The organism is Pantoea anthophila (assembly GCF_006494375.1).
In the GTDB taxonomy this organism is placed as follows: domain Bacteria; phylum Pseudomonadota; class Gammaproteobacteria; order Enterobacterales; family Enterobacteriaceae; genus Pantoea; species Pantoea anthophila.
Genome location: NZ_VHIZ01000041.1, coordinates 173204 through 197517, shown reverse-complemented (window position 1 = coordinate 197517; position 24314 = coordinate 173204). Strand labels below are relative to the sequence as shown.

At 58.5% G+C, this 24314-nt stretch carries 23 protein-coding genes; 14 read left to right on the top strand and 9 right to left on the bottom strand.

Annotated elements, in window-relative coordinates; translation table 11 throughout:
* Positions 1-12: 12 nt before the first annotated feature.
* Positions 13-1335: a xylose isomerase gene (gene xylA, locus FJW00_RS10615; RefSeq protein WP_140924006.1), complete on the bottom strand. Its 1323-nt coding sequence runs from the start codon at positions 1333-1335 to the stop codon at positions 13-15.
* A gap of 344 nt (positions 1336-1679) precedes the next feature.
* On the opposite strand from xylA, the gene xylF reads away from it, so the two are divergent.
* The 4 genes from xylF to xylR all read left to right on the top strand — a co-directional run bounded on the left by xylF (position 1680) and on the right by xylR (position 6670).
* Entirely contained in the window at positions 1680-2672 is a 993-nt protein-coding gene (gene xylF, locus FJW00_RS10605) for a D-xylose ABC transporter substrate-binding protein (RefSeq protein ID WP_009088231.1), read from the top strand.
* A 28-nt stretch (positions 2673-2700) separates the two neighbouring features.
* Positions 2701-4221 carry a xylose ABC transporter ATP-binding protein gene (locus tag FJW00_RS10600; protein ID WP_140924004.1) on the top strand — a complete coding sequence of 507 codons (1521 nt, stop codon included), beginning with the start codon at positions 2701-2703 and terminating at the stop codon, positions 4219-4221.
* Entirely contained in the window at positions 4214-5398 is a 1185-nt protein-coding gene (xylH, locus tag FJW00_RS10595; RefSeq protein WP_140924002.1) for a xylose ABC transporter permease XylH, read from the top strand. Before FJW00_RS10600 ends, xylH begins: the two co-directional genes overlap by 8 nt.
* 93 nt (positions 5399-5491) lie before the next feature.
* The gene (gene xylR / locus FJW00_RS10590) at positions 5492-6670 is read left to right on the top strand and encodes a D-xylose utilization transcriptional activator XylR (RefSeq protein WP_009088236.1); all 1179 of its coding nucleotides are present in this window, start codon (positions 5492-5494) and stop codon (positions 6668-6670) included.
* Positions 6671-6688: 18 nt separating this feature from the next.
* Here xylR and FJW00_RS10585 read toward each other — a convergent pair whose 3' ends face one another.
* The 5 genes from FJW00_RS10585 to FJW00_RS10565 form a co-directional block, all read right to left on the bottom strand.
* The gene (locus FJW00_RS10585) at positions 6689-7819 is read right to left on the bottom strand and encodes an ROK family transcriptional regulator (RefSeq protein ID WP_140924000.1); all 1131 of its coding nucleotides are present in this window, start codon (positions 7817-7819) and stop codon (positions 6689-6691) included.
* Positions 7820-8055: 236 nt separating this feature from the next.
* On the bottom strand, positions 8056-8796 hold the full coding sequence (gene dnaC / locus FJW00_RS10580) for a replicative helicase loader DnaC (RefSeq protein WP_009088239.1): 741 nt from the start codon (positions 8794-8796) through the stop codon (positions 8056-8058).
* Positions 8796-9332 (bottom strand): primosomal protein DnaT, encoded by a 537-nt coding sequence (gene dnaT / locus FJW00_RS10575; RefSeq protein WP_009088241.1) that lies wholly within the window; start codon positions 9330-9332, stop codon positions 8796-8798. Before dnaT ends, dnaC begins: the two co-directional genes overlap by 1 nt.
* A gap of 111 nt (positions 9333-9443) precedes the next feature.
* Positions 9444-10124, bottom strand: a complete 681-nt coding sequence (locus FJW00_RS10570; protein WP_140923998.1) for a hypothetical protein — start codon at positions 10122-10124, stop codon at positions 9444-9446.
* Positions 10125-10199: 75 nt separating this feature from the next.
* Positions 10200-10886 (bottom strand): autotransporter, encoded by a 687-nt coding sequence (locus FJW00_RS10565; protein ID WP_111208012.1) that lies wholly within the window; start codon positions 10884-10886, stop codon positions 10200-10202.
* A gap of 152 nt (positions 10887-11038) precedes the next feature.
* On the opposite strand from FJW00_RS10565, the gene FJW00_RS10560 reads away from it, so the two are divergent.
* The 4 genes from FJW00_RS10560 to FJW00_RS10545 all read left to right on the top strand — a co-directional run bounded on the left by FJW00_RS10560 (position 11039) and on the right by FJW00_RS10545 (position 14585).
* Positions 11039-11605, top strand: a complete 567-nt coding sequence (locus FJW00_RS10560) for a DNA-3-methyladenine glycosylase I (protein WP_140923995.1) — start codon at positions 11039-11041, stop codon at positions 11603-11605.
* 109 nt (positions 11606-11714) lie between these two features.
* Positions 11715-12377: an OmpA family lipoprotein gene (locus tag FJW00_RS10555; protein WP_009088249.1), complete on the top strand. Its 663-nt coding sequence runs from the start codon at positions 11715-11717 to the stop codon at positions 12375-12377.
* Between the two features lie 136 nt (positions 12378-12513).
* Positions 12514-13494, top strand: coding sequence for a LacI family DNA-binding transcriptional regulator (locus FJW00_RS10550; RefSeq protein WP_140923993.1), 981 nt, complete (start codon positions 12514-12516; stop codon positions 13492-13494).
* Positions 13495-13559: 65 nt separating this feature from the next.
* On the top strand, positions 13560-14585 hold the full coding sequence (locus tag FJW00_RS10545; RefSeq protein WP_140923991.1) for a LacI family DNA-binding transcriptional regulator: 1026 nt from the start codon (positions 13560-13562) through the stop codon (positions 14583-14585).
* Positions 14586-14695: 110 nt separating this feature from the next.
* Here FJW00_RS10545 and FJW00_RS10540 read toward each other — a convergent pair whose 3' ends face one another.
* Positions 14696-14899: a hypothetical protein gene (locus tag FJW00_RS10540; protein ID WP_111208014.1), complete on the bottom strand. Its 204-nt coding sequence runs from the start codon at positions 14897-14899 to the stop codon at positions 14696-14698.
* Entirely contained in the window at positions 14896-15174 is a 279-nt protein-coding gene (locus FJW00_RS10535) for a hypothetical protein (RefSeq protein WP_009088253.1), read from the bottom strand. Before FJW00_RS10535 ends, FJW00_RS10540 begins: the two co-directional genes overlap by 4 nt.
* 536 nt (positions 15175-15710) lie before the next feature.
* Between FJW00_RS10535 and FJW00_RS10530 the strand changes: the two genes are divergently transcribed.
* From FJW00_RS10530 to FJW00_RS10510, 5 genes are all read left to right on the top strand, one after another.
* Positions 15711-16460 carry an IolE/MocC family protein gene (locus FJW00_RS10530; RefSeq protein WP_046100902.1) on the top strand — a complete coding sequence of 250 codons (750 nt, stop codon included), beginning with the start codon at positions 15711-15713 and terminating at the stop codon, positions 16458-16460.
* A gap of 9 nt (positions 16461-16469) precedes the next feature.
* A complete protein-coding gene (locus FJW00_RS10525; protein WP_140923989.1) occupies positions 16470-17432 on the top strand; it encodes a sugar kinase in 963 nt (320 codons plus the stop codon).
* A gap of 34 nt (positions 17433-17466) precedes the next feature.
* Positions 17467-18747 (top strand): MFS transporter, encoded by a 1281-nt coding sequence (locus tag FJW00_RS10520; protein ID WP_009088258.1) that lies wholly within the window; start codon positions 17467-17469, stop codon positions 18745-18747.
* Positions 18748-18919: 172 nt separating this feature from the next.
* The gene (gene ghrB / locus FJW00_RS10515) at positions 18920-19894 is read left to right on the top strand and encodes a glyoxylate/hydroxypyruvate reductase GhrB (RefSeq protein ID WP_009088261.1); all 975 of its coding nucleotides are present in this window, start codon (positions 18920-18922) and stop codon (positions 19892-19894) included.
* An 81-nt stretch (positions 19895-19975) separates the two neighbouring features.
* Complete coding sequence (locus FJW00_RS10510; RefSeq protein ID WP_009088263.1) at positions 19976-21226, top strand: valine--pyruvate transaminase; 1251 nt, start codon at positions 19976-19978, stop codon at positions 21224-21226.
* Here the strand turns inward: FJW00_RS10510 and FJW00_RS10505 are convergent.
* On the bottom strand, positions 21223-22674 hold the full coding sequence (locus FJW00_RS10505; protein ID WP_009088264.1) for an aminotransferase-like domain-containing protein: 1452 nt from the start codon (positions 22672-22674) through the stop codon (positions 21223-21225). The genes FJW00_RS10510 and FJW00_RS10505 overlap by 4 nt on opposite strands.
* A 168-nt stretch (positions 22675-22842) precedes the next feature.
* Between FJW00_RS10505 and FJW00_RS10500 the strand changes: the two genes are divergently transcribed.
* Positions 22843-24306, top strand: a complete 1464-nt coding sequence (locus FJW00_RS10500) for a hypothetical protein (protein WP_046100905.1) — start codon at positions 22843-22845, stop codon at positions 24304-24306.
* Positions 24307-24314: the final 8 nt, after the last annotated feature.

The following is a 24314-nucleotide window of genomic DNA, read 5'->3' as shown; positions in this document are numbered from 1 at the left end:
GCTCCTGAAGGTTCAGAAATCAAACAGATAGTGATTCACCAGATTTTCCAGCTGCTCCTGACGCCCGCTCTGATGCTGCGGATTGAGCTGCTGCTGCTGAGCGTGCGCCGCCAGCGCGTCGAGGGAAAACTCGCCTTTCAGAATTTGCTGGCCGAACTCACTATTCCAGCCGCTGTAGCGCTGCGCCACACGCTTATCCAGCTCGCCGTCGCTGATCATGCGCGCCGCCACCTTCAGCGCCAGCGCCATTGTATCCATTGCCCCGATATGACCGTAGAAGAGATCATATTTGTCGGTGCTCTGACGACGCACTTTGGCATCAAAGTTTAAACCGCCGGTGGTAAAGCCGCCCGCTTTAAGGATTTCATACATCACCAGCGCGTTCTCTTCCACGCTGACCGGGAACTGATCGGTGTCCCAGCCACACTGCGGATCGCCACGGTTCGCATCCACCGAACCGAAAATGCCCAGCGCAATGGCGGTGGCAATTTCGTGATGGAAGGAGTGACCGGCCAGCGTGGCGTGGTTCGCCTCCACGTTCACCTTGATCTCTTTCTCCAGCCCGAACTGTTTCAGGAAGCCATAAACCGTGGCGACATCGTAGTCATACTGATGTTTGGTCGGCTCCTGCGGTTTCGGTTCGATCAGCAGCGTGCCCTGGAAGCCGATTTTATGTTTATGCTCGACGACCATCTGCATAAAGCGGCCAATCTGCTCGCGCTCCTGACGCAGATCGGTATTCAGCAGCGTTTCATACCCTTCACGTCCCCCCCACAGCACATAGTTTTCGCCACCCAGCGTTTTCGTCGCCTGCATGGCGCTGCAGACCTGCGTCGCTGCCCAGGCAAAGACAGCCGGATCGGGGTTGGTCGCCGCGCCTGCGCCATAGCGCGGATGGGTAAAGCAGTTAGCGGTGCCCCACAACAGTTTCACGCCGGTCTCCTGCTGTTTCTCCAGCAGCTTATCGGTCATGGCAGCAAAGTTTTCTTTGTAGCTTTGCAGCGAATCTCCTTCCGGTGAGACGTCCACGTCGTGGAAGCAGTACCAGGGCACATTCAGCTTGTGGAAGAACTCAAAGGCCACATCCGCCTTCTGCTTTGCCAGCTGCAATGCATCGCCGCTTTTCTGCCAGGGACGATCAAAGGCGCCGACACCAAACATATCCGCGCCGTTCCAGCAGAAGGTGTGCCAGTAGCAGGCGGCAAAGCGCAGATGTTCCGCCATGGTCTTGCCGAGGATCACCTCATCAGGATTGTAATGGCGGAAAGCGAGAGGATGCGTCGACTGGGGACCTTCATAACGAACCCGATCGATCTGATCGAAATAAGCGTGCATGGTTTGCTCCTTAGCATCAGTACCCGAATGGTCTGCGTTGAAGCCATATTTGATATGGGTGACTGACTCAGCTCAATTACGATATTTCACTCCGGGTTTCAGATAATTATTATTTGTGCGCTGGCTCGCAAAATAAGGCTATTCCACGCGGAGCGTCGCGCGCGGCATGGTTTCTCCGAAAAGGATGAAAATCCGATCGCGCTCATAAAAAAACAAATAAACCAAAAAACGTAATAGCCGGATAAAAATCAGTAATTGCTGTCATTCAGAAATAAGGGCAACAATTCATCCGCCTGGTTTATCGGCCTGAAACGAAAATAGCCTCAACCTACAGGATGATCACAATGAAGATGAAACATGCACTGTTTGCTGCCTGTGCGGCGCTGGCGCTGTTCAGCCAGACCAGCCTGGCGAAAGAAGTGAAGATCGGCATGGCAATTGATGATTTGCGCCTGGAGCGCTGGCAGAAAGATCGCGATATCTTTGTAAAACAGGCCGAGTCGCAGGGCGCTCAGGTGTTTGTTCAGTCTGCGAACGGCAATGAAGAAACCCAGATGTCGCAGATTGAAAATATGATCAATCGCGGTGTCGATGTGCTGGTCATTATTCCTTACAACGGTCAGGTGCTGAGTAACGTCGTCGCAGAAGCGAAGCGGGAAGGCATTAAAGTGCTGGCCTATGATCGCATGATAAATAATGCCGATATCGATTTTTATATCTCTTTCGATAATGAAAAAGTGGGTGAACTGCAGGCCGAAAGCATTGTGAAACAGGTGCCTAAGGGCAACTATTTTTTAATGGGCGGATCGCCGGTGGATAATAACGCCCGCCTGTTCCGCGCCGGACAGATGAAAGTGTTAAAACCCTATATCGATAACGGCAGCATCAAAATTGTTGGCGATCAGTGGGTCGATGCCTGGCTGCCGGAAAATGCGCTGAAGATTATGGAAAATGCCCTGACCGCCAATGGTAACCATATCGATGCGGTGGTCGCCTCCAACGATGCCACCGCCGGGGGAGCGATTCAGGCGCTGAGCGCGCAGGGACTGGCCGGGAAAGTGGCCATCTCCGGCCAGGATGCCGATCTGGCGGCGATTAAGCGCATCAAAGCGGGCACCCAGACCATGACCGTTTACAAGCCGATCACCGAGCTGGCGACCGAAGCGGCGAAAATCGCGGTCGAGCTGGGCGATGGCAAAACACCCGCCAGCAACAGCACGCTGAACAACGGCCTGAAAGATGTGCCGTCGCGGCTGCTGAAGCCGATTCCGGTTAACAAAGACAATATCGAAAGCACCGTGGTGAAAGACGGTTTCCACAAACAGAGCGAACTCTGACCGCGCAAAGCGTGAGGGAGAACAGTCGATGCTGCTGGAAATGAAAAACATCACCAAGCGTTTCGGTGCCGTGAAAGCGCTGAATGATGTCAGCCTGCACCTGGAGGCGGGCGAAGTGATGTCGCTGTGCGGTGAGAATGGTTCAGGCAAATCGACCCTGATGAAAATCCTGTGCGGACTCTATCCGCACGGCGATTTCGAGGGGCAGATCCACTTCTCTGGCGACGAAATTCAGGCACAGACGATTCGCGATACCGAGCGTAAAGGCATCGTGATCATTCATCAGGAGCTGGCGCTGGTGCGGCAACTGACGGTGATGGAGAACATCTTCCTCGGTGCCGAACTGAGCCGGTTCGGCATGGTGGATGATGAAACCATGACCCTGCGCTGCCAGCAGCTGCTGTCACGGGTCGGGCTTAACGTCTCTCCTGCCACCCGCGTGGGGGAGTTAGGTCTGGGCCAGCAGCAGCTGGTGGAGATTGCCCGCGCCCTTAACAAACAGGTCCGGCTGCTGATTCTGGATGAGCCGACCTCCTCCCTGACCGAGCAGGAGACGGAGGTGCTGCTCGGTATCATCCGCAATCTGCGTGAACACGGCATCGCCTGCATCTACATTTCGCACAAGCTGAATGAGGTGAAGGCAATCTCCGACACCATCTGCGTTATCCGCGACGGTCAGCACATTGCCACCCGTCCGGCGGCGGGCATGAGCGAAGATGACATCATCACCATGATGGTCGGCCGCGAGCTGACCGCGCTCTATCCGCATGCACCGCATGAGATCGGCGACCCGGTGCTGAAGGTGGAAAACCTCACCGCCTGGCATCCCGTCAACCGCCATATCCGCCGCGTCAACAACGTCTCTTTTACGCTGCGACGCGGTGAAATCCTCGGCATCGCCGGGCTGGTGGGCGCGGGCCGAACCGAAACGGTGCAGTGTCTGTTTGGTGTCTGGCCGGGCCGCTGGCAGGGCGACATCTGGATCAATGGTCAACAGGTCAGCATCACCGACTGCCGCGCTGCGATTGCGCACGGCATCGCAATGGTGCCGGAAGATCGCAAAAAGGATGGCATCGTGCCGCTGATGGCGGTGGGCAAAAATATTACCCTGGCGGCGCTGGATCAGTTCAGCCATCGGCTCTCGACCCTGGATGAAGCGCAGGAGCAGCAGGCCATCAACGACGCGATCGGCCGGCTGCGGGTCAAAACCTCCTCGTCAGAACTGCCGATTGGCCGGCTAAGCGGCGGCAATCAGCAGAAAGCCATTCTGGCGAAATGCCTGCTGCTGAACCCGAAAATCCTGATTCTGGATGAGCCGACGCGCGGCATCGATGTGGGCGCGCGTCAGGAGATCTATCTGCTGATCAATGCGCTGGTTCAGCAGGGGATCGCTGTCATTGTGATTTCGTCTGAGCTGCCGGAAGTGCTGGGCCTGAGCGATCGGGTGCTGGTGATGCATGAAGGGCAGATCAAAGCCGATTTAGTTAACGATAACCTGACTCAGGAGCAGGTGATGGAAGCTGCCCTGCGGAGTGAACATTATGCTTAAAAGTGAAAGTACCCAAAGCCGCCTCTCCGGCACGCCGGGCAAACCGTCACCGGGCAGGTTCACGCTGCCTGACCTGCAGGTGCTGGTAATGCTGGGCGCGATTGTCGTGATTGCGCTGTTCTTTACCTGGACCACCGATGGCGCATGGCTCAGTGCGCGTAACGTCTCTAACCTGCTGCGTCAGACCGCCATCACCGGCATCCTGGCCGTCGGCATGGTGTTCGTGATTATCTCGGCGGAGATCGACCTGTCGGTGGGTTCGATGATGGGCCTGCTCGGCGGGGCCGCGGCGATATTCGACGTCTGGCTTGGCTGGCCGCTGCCGCTGACTATCGTTGTGACGCTGGTGTTGGGGCTGCTGCTCGGCACCTGGAATGGCTGGTGGGTGGCTTACCGCAAAGTGCCGTCGTTTATCGTCACACTGGCGGGGATGCTGGCGTTCCGCGGCATCCTGGTCGGGATTACCGACGGCACCACGGTGGCGCCGATTACGCCGGGAATGTCGCAGATTGGTCAGAGCTATCTGCCGGACGGCGTCGGTTTCGGCTTTGGCTTTGTCGGTCTGGCGCTGTTTATGCTGTGGCAGTGGCGTCTGCGGCTGCGCCGTCAGCAGCTCGGGCTGCCGCAGGGCGCGGCCAGCGGCACGGTGGGCCGTCAGGCGATTACCGCGATTCTGGTGCTGGGGGCCATCTGGTTACTTAATGACTATCGCGGCGTGCCGACGCCGGTATTGCTGCTGGTCATGCTGTTGCTGGCGGGTATGTTTATGGCTACCCGCACCGCCTTTGGCCGTCGTATCTACGCCATCGGCGGCAATATCGATGCTGCGCGCCTTTCGGGCATTAACGTGGCGCGCACCAAGCTGGCGGTGTTTGCCATCAACGGCGTGATGGTGGCGATCGCCGGACTGATCCTCAGTTCGCGGCTGGGCGCAGGCTCGCCGTCGGCGGGTAACATCGCGGAACTCGACGCGATCGCCGCCTGTGTCATCGGCGGCACCAGTCTGGCCGGGGGCGTCGGTTCCGTGGCCGGGGCGGTGATGGGCGCCTTTATCATGGCATCGCTGGATAACGGCATGAGCATGATGGATGTGCCGACCTTCTGGCAGTACATCGTCAAAGGGGCGATTCTGCTGCTGGCGGTGTGGATGGATACGGCCACGCGGCGTCGGGTGTAATCGCGCGGACGATCACATTGTGGCGCAAACAATTTTTTTGCCCCTGTCAGCCGTGCTATGCAATGCGCTGAGCATTTAAGGGAACGCGCCACCATGCATGACAAACGCTATCGCATTACCCTGCTGTTTAACGCCAACAAAGTATATGACCGCCAGGTTGTGGAGGGGGTCGGGGAGTATCTGCAGGCATCGCAGACTGACTGGGATATCTTCATCGAAGAAGATTTCCGCTGCCGCATCGACAACATCCGCGAATGGCTGGGAGATGGGGTGATCGCCGATTACGACGATCGCTCCATCGAAACCCTGCTGTCGAATGTCTCCGTGCCGATAGTGGGCGTCGGAGGCTCCTACCACCGGCCGCAAGATTATCCGCCGGTGCACTACATCGCCACTGACAACGCCGCGCTGGTAGAGAAAGCCTTTCTGCACCTGAAAGAGAAGGGGATCAACCGCTTTGCCTTTTATGGATTACCGGCCTCCAGCGGCAAGCGCTGGGCGCAGGAGCGGGAACAGGCGTTTCGCCAGCTGGTGGGGCGCGAGCGCTATCAGGGCGTGGTCTATCAGGGAATGGAAACCGCGCCTGCCAACTGGCAGCACGCCCAGAACCGGCTCGCCGACTGGCTGCAGACGCTGCCGCCGCAAACCGGGATTATCGCCGTCACCGACTCACGGGCGCGGCACCTGCTGCAGGCGTGCGAACATCTGAAAATTCCGGTGCCGGAGAAGCTTACGGTGATCGGGATTGATAATGAGGAGCTGACCCGCTATCTGTCGCGCGTGGCGCTCTCGTCCGTGGCGCAGGGCTCGCGGCAGATGGGCTATCAGGCGGCCAAGCTGCTGCACCGGCTGCTGGATAAGCAGCCTCTGCCGCTTCAGCGCATTCTGGTGCCGCCGGTAAAAGTGATCGCCCGCCGCTCGACCGACTTCCGCTCGCTGCGCGACCCGGCGGTGATTCAGGCAATGCACTACATCCGCTTTAATGCCTGCAAGGGGATCAAGGTGGAGCAGGTGCTGGATGCGGTCGGGCTATCACGCTCCAATCTGGAAAAACGCTTCCGGGATGAAACCGGCGACACCATTCATGCGATGATCCACCGCGAAAAGCTGGAAAAAGCGCGCGAACTGCTCGCGTCTTCATCGCTTAACATCAATGAGATCTCACAGATGTGCGGCTACCCCTCGTTGCAGTATTTCTACTCGGTCTTCCGCAAAAGCTACGACACCACCCCGAAAGAGTACCGGCAGCATCACGGGGAGAATGTGTTGTAGGGGAGAGTCTCTGCGGCCTCACACCCGCTGCTCACTCTGCTCCAGCACCGCCAGCGCCAGCCCGTTCGCCGGATCAATCCGGGTCGTGGGGAAGTGCAGCTGGGTGTGCGTGGCGGTAAAGGCGAAGGCGTTGCCATGCGCCGTGTCGCGCACCGCTTTGCAGAAAAGCTCGCTGGCGCTCCACGGGCAATCAATGATGATGGTGGCGGGGTTCAGCAGCAGCATGATCTGACTCAGCGCCGCACCGAGATAGCCCCCCGCCTGGGTCATCACCGTATCCACCACGCGTGGCGCGCTGTCGCGGTTCTGCCAGCTCAGGCCAGGCTGATGCTGCGCCAGCAGCTGATTCACGGCAGGTTTGCTGACCAGCGCCTCCAGACAGCCGCGCCGGCCACAGCTGCAACGTGGCCCGCCGGGCTGAACGATCAGATGTCCCGCCTCACCCGCGGTCCAGCTGTGCCCGGTAAAGACGTCGCCATGCTGGATCAGTGCGCCGCCGATGCCCTCGGCAATCCGCAGATAAAAATGCCCGCTCTCCACGGAGAGTCCGTGCTGCTCGACGGCCAGCAGCGCCGCCGCTTTGACATTGTTCATGATGCGGATGGGCAGGCGAACGTGTCTGCGCAGCGTGCTCAGCAGGTCAACATCCTGCCATTCAAGCGGCAGGGAGAGATGCATCCAGCCCCGGCGGGGATCGACGATGCCGGGAAAGCCAAGGCCGAAGCCAAGCAGATCGGGATAGCGCTCTGTCAGTTCCCGGCAGAGCATCGCCAGCTCCGCCAGCAGGCGGGTCGGGTTACTGGTATCGGTGCGCAGCGTCTGTTCCGCCAGTACCTGCGAAAAGTAGTCGCAGACCCGCCAGTGGATGACGTTGCGTTCCACCATAATGCCCGCGCTCTTGAGCTTTTCCGGCCGCAGGGCGATGCCGATTTTAGGCCGTCCGGCGGCCGCCACGCTGACCGGTCCCAGCTCCTCAATCAGCCCCTGATCCAGCAGGTCATCGATGATGAGTGAGACGGTGTTCTTACTGAGTTCCAGTGCCTCCGCCAGATCCTGACGCGACGTGACGCGCAATTTACGTAACCGGGCCATTACCCGTTTCTGATTGTTCAGTCGCAGGAGTGCAGGGCCTTTGCCGTTTGTTTTCATCACGGATCCACCCAACAGAGGAGACAGATTTCAGTGTATCAGCCCGTGAGAAACGTTGATCTGACACTTTTGTGTGCTGTTTCACACAACCTCGCTATCAGGGATAACCCTCGGCTGCAGGCGGGCGGGTAAGCGAAACGGTGCGCGTTTCGGATAAGAGGGAGAGAACGAGAGGGCAGCGGTGCGGCCCCGGGAGGAGAGCCGCACCTGCGGAAAGAGGCATCAGCGCGGAGGAATTAATATTCGTCGCCGCGCACCCGGCTGCGGTAACTTTCCCAGTCAAACCGCACCCACAGGCTGTTGCCAAGCCGCATACGATCCATCACGCGCTCGCCCAGCAGGGCATTCATACCGGCATGGTCGAGGTTCGATAACATGCCGGTCGGGCGTTTGGAAGAGGAGCGGCGATCGACGATCTGGTTGATGATCACTTTTTCATAGCGCGATTCGCTCTGCATACCGATCTCATCGATCACCAGCAGGTCAACACTGCTCAGATCCTGAATCAGCCGCTCTTCGGTAATGCCGCTGCTGCCGCTGAAGGTACCCTTCATGCTCGACATCAGGTCAGCGACCGTCACGATCAGCACGCTTTTGCCGCGCAGGATCAGGTCATTGCCGATCGCCGCGGCCAGATGGTTCTTACCGGTGCCGGGACGTCCTGAAAAGACAAAGCTGGCGATGCTGCCGTCAAATTCTGCGGCATACTGCCGTGCCAGCTCCAGCGCCTTACGCTGGCCCTCATTCTCAACCCGGTAATTATCAAACGAGCAGTTGATATGCAGTTCGCGAATGCCGGAACGGCCCATCACGCGCTGCATTTTCATGGCGCGGTTCTCGCGTACTATCGCCTCTGAGCGCAGGCGACCCTGCTCCTGATTCCACGCCAGCAGCTCCTGGCCATTGGCAAATTTGGGGCGGGTGCCTTCAGGCATCATTTTTTTCAGACGGCTAAAGAGATCGTTTGGCGTTTTCATCATTCACCTCGGAAACCATCGGGAATGGTACGGTCAGGATCGGGCAACTGGGTGATATCACGCTTCGGTTGCCCGCCATTTGCGGCGCGGTTCATCTGGATGCTGCGCGCCAGTTTCTGCTGCCACTGGACATGATGGAACATCCGGCCTTCCGCCTGCCAGTAGGCGACAAAGGCCGCCAGCTCGCCCGGCGTGACGGCTTCAGCCAGCGCCACGCCCCAGATCGCGGCCTGGCGCGTAAAGTCGGCATCCGGCTGCCAGCCCGGATACATGGCGAACTTCCCGGCCGGTGTGTGGATCGCGGCGGGCGCATCGTCATACAGGCTGTCATCCAGCGCCACATCATTCGGTTGCCGGGCGGCAGCTTCCAGCGCCAGCAGCTCGGCCAGACGCGCCGGGGTGATGGCATACATCACCGGCGCATAGTTATCTAACACCGCCAGCGTGCCCTTTTCCGCCTGCTGCAGGGCAGTCAGCGGATCCTGTCGGAAGGCATCCAGGCCAATGAGCGTTGAAGTTAAGATTTTAGCTGACATGAAAAGACCTGAGGTTAACGAACACCTTGCGCCGGGAACCTGTCGCCGGCGCAGAAGGGGTTATTGTACCTTTTTTAACGGAGGGGATCGCTTAAAAAGCAGGAGTGCGGGTCAGTGTGAGGTCACCGGCGACGTGGCATGGCGGGCCGGTACAGATTCCGGTGCGCGCACGGTAAGGGCGGCAGCGGCAGGGCGGGTCTGCCATACATAGCGAACCGAGGCGAGCCAGCACAGGCTGTATCCCAGCAGCTCAGTCCCCTCTTCGGCCATGTTTTTCACCACCCGGTTGTAATCCCCCAGCATCAGATGCTGCCACAGCACATGCACACCAAACAGGCGGGAGAAGACCAGCACCACTAAAAAGCCGGAGGCCATAACCGGCCAGCTGCGGTGCTGCACCAGGGCAGCCAGCGCATGCACGCTTTTTTTCGGCGTGCGCAGCGCGACGGCCAGTGAGCCCGCGGTGACGGCCAGCGCAAACCAGACCCAGCTGCCATGCTGAATGGCATCAAACACGAAGTCGAGTTCACGGATCAGCATACAGGCGTAAAAACCGGCGACCAGCGTCAGCGCGCCGCGCTGATCGGGACGGCGTCGGGCCGCGATAAAAAAGAGTGTGGCGATGGTCGCCAGCATCACTTCCTGAGTGGTTTCGGTGAATGAGGTCTCATGCAGTGCGTCGTTCATCCAGGCGACGTCGATGTAGACAGGAACGATGGTGAGGGCAAGAAACAGCGCTGCCAGCAGAAAAACCGCGATTTCGCGGCCAATAAGAGTGAGATCGTTGCGCATAGTGTTACCAGTATAATGATTAGCAGGCTCATTATATTTTAAACGCCCGACCGCCTTTCTCTTTTTATGCCCCGCTCAGAAGCTGGCGCTGAAGCCGAAGCTGTAAAGTTGCTGTTCCTGATTATTCAGCGCTTCGTTTTGTGAAAATGAGGCGAAAGCCGCCAGATTGTCGTTCAGCGGCAGCTGCGCCCCGATACTCAGGTCGATGCCCTCGCTCTGATCCGGGCCGTTCGTCGTCTCGCGGCGGGGAGTCTGGGGCGTCTCCGCCAGCAGATAGCGATAGCTGAGCTGCGCCCAGGGCGATATCCATCCCTGCTGCGAATCGATGCGCCAGCCGACGCTGGCACTCTGCTCGCGACTCTGCTGATCGCTGTAGTCACATTGCAGACAGTTTATGGGTTGCGGATCGACGGCATACTGCGCCACCGGCCCGGTGGTGAGCGACGGCGCAACAGGCATCTCCACGCCAGCCCGGTAGCGTTTTCCCAGCGGGGTGGTGCCTGCGCTTCCGGTTTCACTGTGCAGCGCGATGGGTGAGGCGGTGGGAGAGTTAATGGCGGCTTCAAACAGGGCGCGGTTTTCGTCACTGAAGGTGAGGGGCGTCAGCGCGATCTTCTCTGCCAGTATCGTGTCGTAGTCCGGCAGAAAGTCGGCGTGCGGCGGCGCAGAGAGGCCGCTCCGGGCAAAAGCCGGTGCCATTAAGATTAACAGCCATGCAGCACAGCAGGTTCTCAGACCTTTCCAACCGCTTTTCGGCGACATCTCTTCTCCAGGCAGGGCTGAAGTTATTATCCGGCGTCGTAATTAAAATTCGCGCTGTCTCTGTTATTTAACCGCTGATCGTTTAACTATCAACCGATTAATTTTAAGATCAAGCGGACCGCTAAAATATTCTCGTTAAAAGGAACAAAGCGATGCAACGATGTGGTTGGGTAACACAGGATCCCCTCTATCTGGCTTATCACGACAGGGAATGGGGGGTGGCGCAGAGAGACAAGCGTGCGCTGTTTGAGATGCTCTGTCTGGAAGGACAGCAGGCGGGACTCTCCTGGATCACCGTGCTGAAAAAGCGGGAAAATTATCGCGCGGCGTTTCACCAGTTTGATCCGCAGGCGATTGCGCAGATGGACGCGTCAGCGATCGACCGGTTGCTGCTGAACAGCGGCATTATCCGCCATCCCGGCAAAATCGCCGCCATTATCGCGAATGCCCGCGCTTACCTGGAAATGGAGGCGAAAGGTGAGGATTTCAGCCAGTTCGTCTGGCAATTTGTCGATAACGTGCAAATCGTTCACCATTATCCCGACTACAGCCTGGCCCCCACCACGTCAGAGCAGGCCATTGCGCTCTCAAAGGCATTAAAGCAGCGTGGTTTTAAATTCATCGGCCCGACAATCTGCTATTCCTTTATGCAGGCCTGCGGGCTGATAAACGATCATCAGAGCAACTGTTTCTGCCATCCTGATGCCATTACCCGCTGATTCTTCATAAATCAGGATTTTTCCTCATACATCCCTGTTCCACAGGCGGCATAATCGTGCCACTTATGGGGAAGGTTTTCCCCTGTGTCTCGACTGTAAGGGAACAAAAATGCAGAAGAAATTAATCGCGATCACCCTGTTACTGAGCGGCAGCCTGGCCCTGCCTGGCTGCACCACCAATCCTTACACCGGTGAATCACAGGCGGGTAAGTCAGGCGTAGGCGCGGGCCTGGGCGCATTAGTGGGTGCCGGTGTCGGCGTGCTTTCATCGTCGAAGAAAGATCGCCGTAAAGGTGCCCTGATTGGTGCCGCAAGCGGTGCGGCACTGGGCGGTGGCGTGGGCTACTACATGGACGTGCAGGAAGCGAAACTGCGTGACAAGATGCGCGGCACCGGCGTCAGCGTGACCCGTAATGGCGATAACATCGTCCTGAACATGCCTAACAATGTCACCTTCGACTCCAGCAGCAGCAATCTGAAACCCGCAGGCGCAAACACCCTGACCGGTGTTGCAATGGTGCTGAAAGAGTATCCAAAAACGGCGGTAAACGTCGTGGGTTACACCGACAGCACCGGCACCCGTGCGCTGAATATGCGTCTCTCTCAGCAGCGTGCTGAAAGTGTCGCCAGCGCGCTGATCGTGCAGGGCGTGGCCAGCGATCGCCTGCGTACGCAGGGGGCAGGCCCGGATAACCCGGTTGCCACCAACAGCACCGAAGCCGGCAAAGCGCAAAACCGTCGCGTTGAGATCACACTCACCCCGCTGGGCTAACCGTGGTCGCCCCCTCCCGGGGGCGCCCTTTTTTCTGGAAAGTCTCACGTTAAAAGCACCAGAAAGCGTTCTGTGGATAGAGCCAGCAGAGGCTTTATGGTAGCCTGATCAAAAATTGATCAGTGGAAATTCCCCTATGTCTCTTAAAGCCATCGCGGCGGTTTTAGGTCTCTCTGTCACCACCGTCAGCCGCGCCCTCAATGGTTACCAGGATGTCGCTCAGGAGACGCGTAAACGCATCGAAGCGGAGGCGCAACGGCGCGGCTACCGGCCTAATGCGGCAGCCAGACGGCTGAAAACCGGTCGCGCTAACGCGGTGGGCCTGGTCTGTCCGCCGGGGGCTTCGCCTCTGAGTGGCAGCGATTTCAGCGATATGTTACTGGCACTGGAGCATCACCTGGCCGGTTATGATATTAACCTGCTGCTGCTGACAGATAAGCAGCAGAATCCTCCGGCGCTCACCCGCCTGTTGCGCAGCGGGGCTGTCGATGCCCTGATTATCGGCCACACCCGGCCAGATGACTATCGGCTTCATGCGCTGCTGCAGACCGATTTTCGCTTTCTGACGCTGGGTCGCAGCGATCTGCCCGCCACCTATGCCTGGTTTGATGTTGACCACCTTGCCGGTTCGCAGCTGGCGGTGGAGTGGTCGCTGGCACAGGGACGGCGGCGGATCGCCTGGCTTGGCAGTGAGGAGAACAGCAGCCGCGCGCGCGACCGGCGTCAGGGCTATCTGACGGCGCTGGGTGATCTCGCGCCTTATGCGATGGCGGCAGTGGCACCGACGCGCCGTGCCGGCTATCAGCAGACCCGGCAGTGGCTGGCAGAGGGGCCGATGCCGGAGGTGATCATCACCGACTGTGGTGCGCTGGCGGAAGGCGCGGCTGTGGCGCTGCATCAGGCCGGACGCGCAGCGGGTGAGGATGCCATCCTGCTGGCAGGCTGGGAGGGATTACCGGGGGATGCGATTCTCGATCATCCCATTGTCGCGATTCGTCAGGCAACGCCACATCAGGCTGGAGAGCAGGTGGCGGAGATGATTGTCCGGCTGATCGAGGGTGCGCCGCCGGAGACGTTACAGACCCTGTGGCAGCCCTGGCTGCAATTACCGGCGTAGCGCTTTTTGCTCCGGGCTGCGCTTGTGCTAGTCTCTGCCGAATTTATAATTTTGCAGGATATCTCATGAAAACCAGGCCGCCTCGCGCCACCATCAGCGATGTTGCTCACGCGGCTCGGACCGGTAAAACCAGCGTTTCACGTTATCTGAACGGTGAACTGCATCTGCTCTCCGCCGATCTGAAAGCGCGGATTGAACAGGCGATAGCGGACCTCAGCTATCGTCCGAGCCAGATGGCACGCGGTCTGAAACGCGGGCGTACGCGCCTGATTGGGCTGATTATCGCCGATATCACTAACCCCTATTCCGTCGATGTCATGAGTGGCATTGAAGCCGCCTGTCGTGAGCAGGGCTTTACGCTGCTTATGTGTAATACCAACAACGAAGTGGATCTGGAGCAGCACTACCTCCAGCTTCTGAGCAGTTATCAGGTTGAAGGCATCGTGGTTAATGCGGTCGGGATGCGCGAAGAGGTGCTGAATCATCTGCAGCAGTCCCTGCTGCCGATGGTGCTGATTGACCGCAAAATCCCCGATTTTCCCTGCGATGTGGTGGGCCTGAACAACGCCGAAGCCGCCGAAACCGCTACGCACCATCTGGTCGACAATGGCTATGAGGCTCTGATGTTTCTCAGTGAACCGCTGGGCAGTGTCAATACGCGCCGCGAGCGTCTGCAGGCGTTCCGCCATCTGCTGGCGGCGCATCCGCAGATTGAGCATCAGAATGTGGAAGTGGTGCTGCATCAGCCCGAGGCGCTGGACGCGGCGCTGCTGGCATTCCATCAGCAGCATGCGGGCAAACGCTGTGCGGTGATGGTCGCCAACGGGGCGCTGACGCTGCAGGTGGCGCGATCGCTGCAGCGACTCAACCTGCAGTGGGGCCGCGATATCGGCCTGCTCGGTTTCGATGAACTGGAGTGGGCGGCGCTGGCTGGTGTCGGGATTACCACGCTGAAACAGCCGACCTGGCAGATTGGCTTCAGTGCGCTGGAGCGACTGATTGCCCGTATTGATGGCAGTGACCTGCCGGTTGCCGAACAGGTGTTCTCCGGCGAACTGATCGTTCGCGGCTCCAGCCAGCCGCTTCCCTGAGGTGCAGGTTTGTTCTTACTTCAGGCTGAGCGGGCAAATCAGAGAGTGTGCCGTTAAGGGATTGTCGAAAGGGACGAAAGAAGCCTGCTCAGGACAGGCTTCTTACTGGCTTACAAAGGCAGGCCGGAGAGAGTTAAATTAACAGCACACACGCTGAGAGGGCCTGGGCCTGGCGTCGAGAAAACTTTTATATTATCAAACCATTCATCCGGGCTTCCCCCGAAGATAATAAAGTTTTTTTCTGGCTCGCCTGAATCACTCATATTCACGGCGCCAGCAACGCGTTCGGCTTCTGACTTATCTATGTTTCTCATTTCGATCTCCTTAATTTGCATCCGTGTAGTCGTATATTTTCGATAACCTTTTCTAAGGATTCCTGCCTGAGGATGTCGCCCGTTAATAGCGTTACAGGCAGATCGTTATATTCTTTTCTTACTTTTATTTTGTCTATCTCTTTTTTCTGCCAAAGACCGCATGCCGCCCAGGCTTTACCTTCAGGCGTGGCGGTTGCAGATTCCATCACACTTTCAAATATCTTTACGGAGTTGTTATCTTTTAAAGTTTTTTCGTATATCAGTTGTTGCGGCATTTACTTCGTAATAAATCCATTGAAGCCCATCGAAAATAGAGTGGCAGTGGAGAGTTCCTTTTCTATGTCCTGATCGGATTGGGCTGAAACCGTTGTTAATCCTGAAGCAAGTAATAGTGTTATTAAAATCCATTTCATCTGCAAAACCTCCGTTTGCTGTCTTATTACCGACTATAAATGACGCTGAGCAATAATAGGATGGAAACAAAGGAATTAAATTTACCAGCATCATAAAATGACGGTTTTTGTTTTTTCCGATCCGTTTTTGCATTAATCCCGCTAACGCTTTTCAGTAACGATGACTTCATAGCTATCCGCATCCCTCTTAAAATGATAAAAATCCTCACTTTTTTCATTCAGCGGAACTGACTGAAATGCACTTAGCGTACAATCCTGCGTTTGTAAGCCTCAGACCGCTCTTCGTGCTCGCTTCGTGAGCACGATCATAGTTTCACAGTTTGCTGCTTTGCTTTGGAACCGGTTCCATTTAGGGTTTTTGTATCCGCTACGCGCAAAAACCTGCCATGGAGCAGAACATGAAACCTGACATCATTGTGGTGACCGCCGCTTATGGCCATGCGCAGATCGCCGCACTCGGCGGCCAGACTGCGCTGCTGCCGATCATTCAGCAGGCTGGTGCTGATGGCGTCGAAATCCGCCGCGAACTGCTTGATGACGCGGCGCTGGCCGATCTGCCCGCCCTGGCGCAGGCGGTGGCACAGCATCAGCTTCAGGCCAGCTATTCGGTGCCCGATACGCTGTTTTGTGACGGCGGCGAAATCAATCCGCGCATAACCCACTACGTTGAAGAAGCACGCCAGTTAAATGCGCAGCGGCTGAAAGTCGCGCTGGGACATTTCACCGGTTCACTTCACCGTGAAACGCTGCAGGCGCATCTGGCAGCACTGCCGTGTGAACTGACGGTGGAAAACGATCAGACCGAACAGGGCAAACTCGCACCCTCCGTCGCGTTTTTCACGGCGATCAGAGAAGCCGGGCTACCGATCACGATGACCTTCGACATGGGGAACTGGTGCTGGACCGGCGAAAACGCCTTCCAGGCCGCGCAGCAGCTGGCCGCGCAGGTCGGCTATGTGCACGTCAAAGCCGCCGTTCCGCATCAGGAGAGTTTCCGGGCAATTGCGCTGGATGAGGCGGACGCTGGCTGGCGTGACCTGCTGCAACAGCTGCCCGGCTCGGTGCCGCGCGGTATTGAATTTCCGCTGGAAGGCGACGATCTGATTGCGGTGACGCGCCACTATGTGTCGCTGCTGCGCAATGTGTAAGGAGTAAAAATGAGTCATCACACCCAATATCACAACGGTCCGCTTGATGTGGTCACCATCGGCGAAGCGATGGCGATGTTTGTCGCCCGTGAAACCGGCGATCTCGCGGCCGCAGAGACCTTTGTTAAACGCGCAGCAGGCGCAGAACTCAATGTCGCGACCGGCCTGGCGCGTCTTGGCCTGAAAGTAGGCTGGGTCAGCCGGGTTGGCGATGACGCCTTTGGTCGCTTTATCTGCCAGCAGCTGGAAAAAGAGGGCATTGACCACGCCCGGGTCACGGTCGATAACCGTTATCCCACCGGTTTCCAGCTTAAATCCAAAGTCGATGATGGCTCTGATCCGCTGGTGGAGTATTTCCGTAAAGGCTCGGCGGCCAGCCATCTGTCGGTTGACGATTTTGATGCGGACTACTTTGGCTCGGCACGCCATCTGCACCTCAGCGGGGTGGCGGCAGCGCTCTCGGAGAGTTCACTGGAACTGCTGAAGCACACGGCCAAAGAGATGCGCGCGCGCGGGAAAACCATTTCGTTTGATCCGAATCTGCGGCCGGTGCTGTGGCGCAGTGAAGAGGAGATGCGTAAGCAGCTCAATCTGCTGGCGGAGTATGCCGACTGGGTACTGCCAGGCGAAAAAGAGGGGCTGATCCTGACCGGCTACCGTCAGCCGGAAGCGATTGCAGATTTTTATCTCGATAAGGGTGTGAAAGCGGTCGTGATTAAAACCGGTTGTGACGGCGCCTGGTATAAAACCGCACAGGGTGAACAGGGACAGGTGGCGGCGATAAAAGTCGACAACGTGGTCGACACCGTAGGGGCCGGTGACGGTTTTGCCGTCGGCGTGATCAGCGCCCTGCTGGAAGGCCAGACGCTGCCGCAGGCGATTCGCCGCGGCAATAAAATTGGTTCGATGGCGATTCAGGTCATTGGTGACAGCGAAGGTCTGCCGACGCGTCAGCAACTGGGCGACGAGTAGTTCACGCGCCCCTCTAAAGACACAGGAGTTCCCGATGAAAAAGCAGACAATCGCGCCAAAACGCTGGTGGTTCATCATGCCCATCGTGTTTATCACCTACAGCCTGGCGTATCTCGATCGAGCAAACTTTAGCTTCGCCTCTGCCGCCGGGATTAATGACGATCTTGGCATCACCAAAGGCATGTCCTCGCTGCTGGGCGCGCTGTTCTTCCTGGGATACTTCTTTTTCCAGATCCCGGGCGCAATCTATGCCGAACGCCGCAGCGTGAAGAAACTGATTTTCGGCTGCCTGATCCTGTGGGGTGGCTGTGCATCGCTGACCGGTGTGGTCAGTAACATTCCGATGCTGGCAGCGATTCGCTTTGTGCTGGGCGTGGTGGAAGCGGCGGTGATGCCGGCCATGCTGATTTACATCAGCAACTGGTTTACCAAATCGGAACGTTCGCGCGCCAATACCTTCCTGATCCTGGGGAACCCGGTCACCGTGCTCTGGATGTCGGTGGTGTCGGGTTATCTGATCGAATCCTTCGGCTGGCGTGAGATGTTTATCATTGAAGGGATTCCGGCGGTCATCTGGGCGATAGCCTGGTGGTTCCTGGTGCAGGATAAGCCGTCTCAGGCGCGCTGGATGAGCGATGCAGAGAAAGCGGCCCTGCAGGCTGAGCTGCAAAAAGAGCAGGAAAACATCAAGGCGGTGCGTAACTACGGTGAAGCGTTCCGCAACCGCAATGTGATCATCCTCTGCCTGCAATATTTTGCCTGGAGCATCGGTGTGTATGGCTTTGTGCTGTGGCTGCCGTCGATTCTGCGTAACGGCACGCAGATGGGCATGGTTGAAGCGGGCTGGCTGTCAGCGGTGCCTTATCTGGCGGCGACCATTGCGATGGTCGTGGTCTCCTGGGCGTCGGACAAAACCCAGAATCGTAAGCTGTTTGTCTGGCCGCTGCTGCTGGTGGGGGCGCTGGCGTTCCTTGGCTCTTACCTGGTCGGCTCAAGCAACTTCTGGGCCTCCTACACCCTGCTGGTGATTGCCGGTGCCGCGATGTATGCGCCTTACGGACCGTTCTTCGCCATTATTCCTGAGATGCTGCCACGCAACGTCGCGGGCGGGGCAATGGCACTGATCAACAGTATGGGTGCGCTGGGGTCATTTATCGGTTCATGGATCGTCGGCTATCTTAATGGGGCGACCGGCAGCCCGGCAGCCTCCTACATCTTTATGGGTTCGGCTCTGCTGGTGTCGGTGTGGCTGACGCTGATTGTGAAACCGGCGCAGAACAAAGCGCCGCCGCTGCGGGGCGCAAAACCGGCCTGAAAGCGTAAACGCTGAAGCGGGCTGGCCCGGTGCAGCTCCACAACGCCTGCACCGTTCGCACAGGCCTTGCCGGGCCTGTACGGAGGCCACCCGGGCGTAAACGTCAGCCTCTGTTTTCTCCGGGCGGCCCGCAAGCCGCCCGCTACTTATTTGTTTGATCGGGAGCCACTGAATGAAACCCGCTGTAATTCTCTATAAAAAACTGCCTGACGACCTCTATGCGCGCCTGGCTGAACAGTGTGACGTGACGGAAGTGAGCAATCTTTCGCCAGAGAGCCAGCAGCAGCATGCTGCGGCGTTCCGCCAGGCCGAGGGCCTGCTGGGATCGGGCGGAAAAGTGAATGGCGAGCTGCTGGCGAACATGCCTAATCTGCGCGTCTGCTCCAGCGTCTCGGTGGGCTATGACAATTTCGACGTGGCAGCGCTGAATGCGCGTCATGTGGTGCTGATGCACACCCCGACCGTGCTGACGGAAACCGTGGCTGACACCATGATGGCGCTGGTGCTGAGCACCGCGCGTCGGGTGCCGGAGCTGGATGCCTGGGTCAAAGCGGGCCACTGGCAGAAGAGCATCGGACCGGCGCAGTTCGGCATCGACGTACACCATAAAACGCTGGGCATTCTCGGCATGGGACGGATCGGGATGGCGCTGGCGCAGCGCGCCCACTTTGGCTTCGGCATGAAAATCCTCTACAACGCGCGCCGTGAGCATGAGGAGGCGCAGTCGCGCTTTGGCGCGCAGCGCTGCGAACTGAAAGAGCTGCTGCAGCAGAGTGATTTTGTCTGCATCAGCCTGCCGCTGACTGACGAAACCCACCATCTGATTGGGGCCGCCGAGCTGGAACTGATGAAGCCGGATGCGGTACTGATCAACGCCGGTCGCGGGCCGGTGGTGGATGAGAAGGCGCTGATCGCCGCGCTGCAGGCGGGCAAACTGCACGCCGCCGGGCTGGATGTGTTTGAGCAGGAGCCGGTTCCTGCCGACTCTCCGCTGCTGTCGCTGCCGAACGTGGTGACGCTGCCGCACATCGGTTCTGCCACCCACGAAACCCGCTACGGCATGATGCAGGATGCGGTGGAGAATCTTATCGCTGCGCTCGGCGGAAACGTCGATAAAAACTGCGTTAACCCTCAGGCGCTGAAATAATCGCCACGCCTTTCCATTGCGCCCGCCGATGGCGGGCGTTATGGTGAACCCCCGATTCGCAATCACAAATTTTTAACCGCTATGTCCTTTTCTCAGTTCGGCGACAAATTTACCCAACATTCCGGCATTTCACGTCTGATGGAAGATATGGGCGCAGGCCTGCGTACGCCCGGCACCATCATGCTTGGCGGCGGTAATCCGGCGCAGATCCCGGCCATGAACGACTACTTTCAGCAGCTGCTGCAGCAGATGCATGAGGAGGGCAAACTCAGCGAAGCACTGTGCAATTACGACGGCCCGCGCGGCAAAGCGACGCTGCTGGAGTCGCTGGCCGGGCTGCTGCGCGACCAGCTTGGCTGGCCGATTACCGCGCAGAATATCGCGCTGACCAACGGCAGCCAGAGCGCCTTCTTCTATCTGTTTAACCTGTTTGCCGGTCGCCGCGCCGACGGCAGCAAAAAGCGGGTGCTGTTTCCGCTGGCGCCTGAGTACCTCGGCTATGCGGATGCCGGTCTGGAAGAGGAGCTGTTTGTGTCGGCGAAGCCGAACATTGAGCTGCTGCCGGAGGGACAGTTCAAATATCATGTCGATTTCGAGCATCTGCCGATGAATGATGAGGTCGGGCTGATCTGCGTCTCGCGTCCGACCAACCCCACCGGCAACGTGATCACCGATGAGGAGCTGATCCAGCTGGATGCGCTGGCGCAGCAGCATGATGTGCCGCTGCTGATCGACAATGCCTACGGCGTGCCGTTCCCCGGCATCATCTTCAGCGAAGTGCGTCCGCTGTGGAATCCCAACATTATTCTCTGCATGAGCCTGTCGAAACTTGGCCTGCCGGGCGCGCGCTGCGGCATCATTATCGCAGACGAGAAGACCATCTCTGCGCTGAGCAACATGAACGGCATCATCAGCCTGGCCCCCGGCAGTATTGGCCCGGCCATCGCCAATGAGATGATTCGTCGCGGCGATCTGCTGCGGCTCTCCGAAGAGGTGATTAAGCCGTTTTATCAGCAGAAGGTTGCGCAGACGATTGCGATCCTGCGTCGCCATCTGTCAGAAGAGCGCTGCCTGATCCACAAGCCGGAAGGGGCGATTTTCCTCTGGCTCTGGTTCCGCGATCTGCCGATCACCACGGAAACGCTCTATCAGCGGCTGAAAGCGCGCGGGGTGCTGATGGTGCCGGGCCACTTCTTCTTTCCGGGGCTGGAGCAGGCGTGGCCGCACACCCACCAGTGTATGCGGATGAACTACGTGCCGGATGCGGAGAACATCGAGCGGGCGGTGCAGATTCTGGCGGAAGAGGTGGAGAACGCCTGGCGCGACAGCTAAGCCTGCGCGTCGGTTAACGACAGCTGGCACCACTGCGCCAGCTGTCGGATCGCCTGTTCCACTTCCGCATTCCAGCCAAAACCGGCATTCAGCCGGAAACAGTGATCGTAGCGCTGATCGGTGGCAAAAATATGGCCCGGCGCAATCCCGATGCCCGCGTTGCGCGCCTTGAGAAACAGCTCGCGCACGTTCAGCGCCTGCGGCGGCATGGCGACCCACAGCACATATCCCCCTTCCGGGTCAGAGACCGTTGTCCCGGCCGGAAACTCCCGCAGCACCGACTGACGCATTTCGCTGATTTGCCGCGCCAGTTCGCGCCGCAGCTTGCGCAGGTGAGCATCATAGCCGCCGCTGCGCAGCAGTTCCGCCACCGCCGCCTGCGACAGCACCGAGGTGCCCATGGTGGAGGTATATTTCAGCGAGGCGATCTTACGCATGTAGTTGACGCTGTGGACCCAGCCGATGCGGATGCCGGGTGCCACGGTTTTCGAGAAGCCGCTGCAGAGAATAGCGTTGGGGCTGAAGGCGCGCATCGGGAAAGGGCGACGCTCACCAAAGGCGGTATCGCCAAAAATATCATCCTCAATGATCACCACATCGTTTTCATCGGCCTGGCGCGCAATATAGGCTTTCTGCTCGTTGGGAATGCTTTTTCCCAGCGGATTGTTGACGTTGCACAGCGTCAGAAAGACCCGCACCGCTTTGCGCTGAAACAGACGGGTGAGGGTTGCCACATTCACATAGCCTTCCGGCCCGGCTTCCACTTCAATCACCCGTAAATTGAGGTTATGCAGCATCTGCAGCAGGACGAAATAGCAGGGGGACTCCACCGCCACCACATCGCCTGGCTGGGTCGTGGCGCGCAGTGACAGCGAGATCGCCTCAATACAGCCGTTGGTGATCAGAATATCGTCGGCGCTGATATTGCAGCCGTAATCGACCGCGCGCCGGGCAATCTCCGCTTTCAGCGGCGCATAGCCGGTGCCCTTCACCGTGTTACCGAGCAGGGCGGGTTTGCTGTAACCCATCTGGCGCATCAGCAGGCCAATCCGCCTGATCGGATAGAGGGCACTGTCGCCGTTCGCCAGATCGAGGCGCACCCGGCAGTCTGATCCGAGCATCGCCAGATGCAGTTCGGTCTGCTCATCCAGCGGGGCGATGGCGCGCGGCTGTTCGCTGACGGCGGGTAACGCACGCGAAGCGGGCCGCTGTGGGGCAACAAAAAAGCCCGACTTCGGACGGGCGACGGCGTAGCGCTCATCTTCCAGCGTACGCAGGGTTTTCAGGGCGGTGGTGAGGCTGACATTGTACTGTGTCGCCAGGGTGCGCACCGAAGGCAGACGGCTGTCGGGTGCCAGTGAACCGGCATGGATCGCCTGTTTAATCTGTTCTGCTATCTGGCGATAACGGCTGCTCTGACTCTCCTGTTCCCCGATAACCCCGGTCATCTGTTCCACCCCATATCGCGCTGATCTGTGCATATTCAACAGAGTACATTCAAAGTACTTTAGGCTGCATCTCTTAATTATTCATGACGCTAAACGGCGCACAGCGCCCGGCTGCCGTCGGGCCTGTGGCCATAACGGCAGGCCGTTCACCTAAGGAAAATGTGAAAGATGAATAATCTGCCCGCCATGATGAAAGCAATGGAAGCGTATCTCTCACCGGCCATCATCGCGTCGGCTCAGCGCTGTTCGGCCCGTCTGCTGGCGGCGTTACCCGATAAGCAGCCTGAGAACAACCGCGTCCTGCTCGCCTATGGCGGCGGCAAAGACAGCAGCTACATGGTGGCTTACGTGCGCTACATTCAGGGGCTGATCTGGCAGCAGCAGGGCACCACCTTTCATCTGCGGGTCAGCACCAACCGTCACGCGGCGATGAACCAGAGCGTCATGGATAATATTCACCGCGTTTATCAGTCGCTGGCGATGCATGACGATGAACGGGTGACCTGTCTGGTGGTGGATGGTCTGCTGATCCGCCCTTTCGCCCGCGATCTGCCGATGCCGGACAGCGTGCGTGAGCAGAACCGCAACGATGTGCTGATGAATGGCCACCGCTTTCGCGCCGATGCGCGCTCCACCTTCTGCAACGCCTGCAATCTCAGCATGGTCAACTCCTTTGGCCTGGCGGCGGACTACAACGGCGGTGTGGATATGATTATCACCGGCGATTCGCCGCAGGAGCAGGCCGCCTATGTTGCCTGGGCGCGTCACCTCTCACGACTGTTTGATGCGCCGGTCGCGGAAAAAAGCCGTGGCTTCAGCGGGTTCCTGCAGACGCTGGATGGCGTCGCAGAGCGCTACTTCAGCGACATCTACGGGGCCGGCCAGCTCACCCCCGCGCACCGCATCACCCACCAGCTGGCGCGCGATCCGCTCTTCTTCAATATCTATCAGGACACGGCCTATGAAGCGGGTGCGCACTGGGCGCTGCTCAGCGACTTTATGGGCTTCCGCTTTGATGAACTGATGTTCAGCTTTTCTGAGTCCGACTGCGGTAACCCGACGCTGATGGCGCATCTGCGCGGACTGCGGGCCGAAACGCTTCTGCAGCGCAGCTACGCCGAGGGGATCCGGGAATATGTGCGCTTTGCGCTGGGGCTGATGGTGAAGAAGGATTTTCCCCCGCAGCTGATCGACGAGATGGCGGCGCGCTATCAGGATGACGCCGCGATCCGGCAGCAGCGGCAGCGTGCAGCCGCGTTCGCCGTGCAGGCGTTTGACCTCAGCGAAGCGCAGCTGATCTGCATGATCTACTCGCCCTTTCTGGGACAGGGCCAGCAGCTCGGTCACTGGCTGACCGGGCAGCAGATCGCGCTGGAGGAGGCTGCTATCCGCGACCTGCTTGAGCAACGCAGTCAGGATGTCGCGCTGGCCAGGGCGTTAACGCACCTCTCCGGCATGACGCTGACACAGATGCGCCACTGCTGGCAGAGCAAGCCGGTCAGTTCGCTGCTGGAGGGCAAAAGCCCCGATCCCCTGTCGCGCGTGCTGCGCTTCGATCCCCATAAAGCGGTGATTCAGGTCAGTAACGGTGTGCTCAATGACACGGTGACAGAAGTCATCTCCGGGCGATAACCCGGTAA

What these genes read in the sequence shown, in the direction of transcription:
- xylA (WP_140924006.1), bottom strand. Translation starts at nt 1,335, where the DNA reads ATGCACGCTTATTTCGATCAGATCGATCGGGTTCGTTATGAAGGTCCC.
- xylF (WP_009088231.1), top strand. Translation starts at nt 1,680, where the DNA reads ATGAAGATGAAACATGCACTGTTTGCTGCCTGTGCGGCGCTGGCGCTG.
- FJW00_RS10600 (WP_140924004.1), top strand. Translation starts at nt 2,701, where the DNA reads ATGCTGCTGGAAATGAAAAACATCACCAAGCGTTTCGGTGCCGTGAAA.
- xylH (WP_140924002.1), top strand. Translation starts at nt 4,214, where the DNA reads ATGCTTAAAAGTGAAAGTACCCAAAGCCGCCTCTCCGGCACGCCGGGC.
- xylR (WP_009088236.1), top strand. Translation starts at nt 5,492, where the DNA reads ATGCATGACAAACGCTATCGCATTACCCTGCTGTTTAACGCCAACAAA.
- FJW00_RS10585 (WP_140924000.1), bottom strand. Translation starts at nt 7,819, where the DNA reads ATGAAAACAAACGGCAAAGGCCCTGCACTCCTGCGACTGAACAATCAG.
- dnaC (WP_009088239.1), bottom strand. Translation starts at nt 8,796, where the DNA reads ATGAAAACGCCAAACGATCTCTTTAGCCGTCTGAAAAAAATGATGCCT.
- dnaT (WP_009088241.1), bottom strand. Translation starts at nt 9,332, where the DNA reads ATGTCAGCTAAAATCTTAACTTCAACGCTCATTGGCCTGGATGCCTTC.
- FJW00_RS10570 (WP_140923998.1), bottom strand. Translation starts at nt 10,124, where the DNA reads ATGCGCAACGATCTCACTCTTATTGGCCGCGAAATCGCGGTTTTTCTG.
- FJW00_RS10565 (WP_111208012.1), bottom strand. Translation starts at nt 10,886, where the DNA reads ATGTCGCCGAAAAGCGGTTGGAAAGGTCTGAGAACCTGCTGTGCTGCA.
- FJW00_RS10560 (WP_140923995.1), top strand. Translation starts at nt 11,039, where the DNA reads ATGCAACGATGTGGTTGGGTAACACAGGATCCCCTCTATCTGGCTTAT.
- FJW00_RS10555 (WP_009088249.1), top strand. Translation starts at nt 11,715, where the DNA reads ATGCAGAAGAAATTAATCGCGATCACCCTGTTACTGAGCGGCAGCCTG.
- FJW00_RS10550 (WP_140923993.1), top strand. Translation starts at nt 12,514, where the DNA reads ATGTCTCTTAAAGCCATCGCGGCGGTTTTAGGTCTCTCTGTCACCACC.
- FJW00_RS10545 (WP_140923991.1), top strand. Translation starts at nt 13,560, where the DNA reads ATGAAAACCAGGCCGCCTCGCGCCACCATCAGCGATGTTGCTCACGCG.
- FJW00_RS10540 (WP_111208014.1), bottom strand. Translation starts at nt 14,899, where the DNA reads ATGAGAAACATAGATAAGTCAGAAGCCGAACGCGTTGCTGGCGCCGTG.
- FJW00_RS10535 (WP_009088253.1), bottom strand. Translation starts at nt 15,174, where the DNA reads ATGCCGCAACAACTGATATACGAAAAAACTTTAAAAGATAACAACTCC.
- FJW00_RS10530 (WP_046100902.1), top strand. Translation starts at nt 15,711, where the DNA reads ATGAAACCTGACATCATTGTGGTGACCGCCGCTTATGGCCATGCGCAG.
- FJW00_RS10525 (WP_140923989.1), top strand. Translation starts at nt 16,470, where the DNA reads ATGAGTCATCACACCCAATATCACAACGGTCCGCTTGATGTGGTCACC.
- FJW00_RS10520 (WP_009088258.1), top strand. Translation starts at nt 17,467, where the DNA reads ATGAAAAAGCAGACAATCGCGCCAAAACGCTGGTGGTTCATCATGCCC.
- ghrB (WP_009088261.1), top strand. Translation starts at nt 18,920, where the DNA reads ATGAAACCCGCTGTAATTCTCTATAAAAAACTGCCTGACGACCTCTAT.
- FJW00_RS10510 (WP_009088263.1), top strand. Translation starts at nt 19,976, where the DNA reads ATGTCCTTTTCTCAGTTCGGCGACAAATTTACCCAACATTCCGGCATT.
- FJW00_RS10505 (WP_009088264.1), bottom strand. Translation starts at nt 22,674, where the DNA reads ATGACCGGGGTTATCGGGGAACAGGAGAGTCAGAGCAGCCGTTATCGC.
- FJW00_RS10500 (WP_046100905.1), top strand. Translation starts at nt 22,843, where the DNA reads ATGAATAATCTGCCCGCCATGATGAAAGCAATGGAAGCGTATCTCTCA.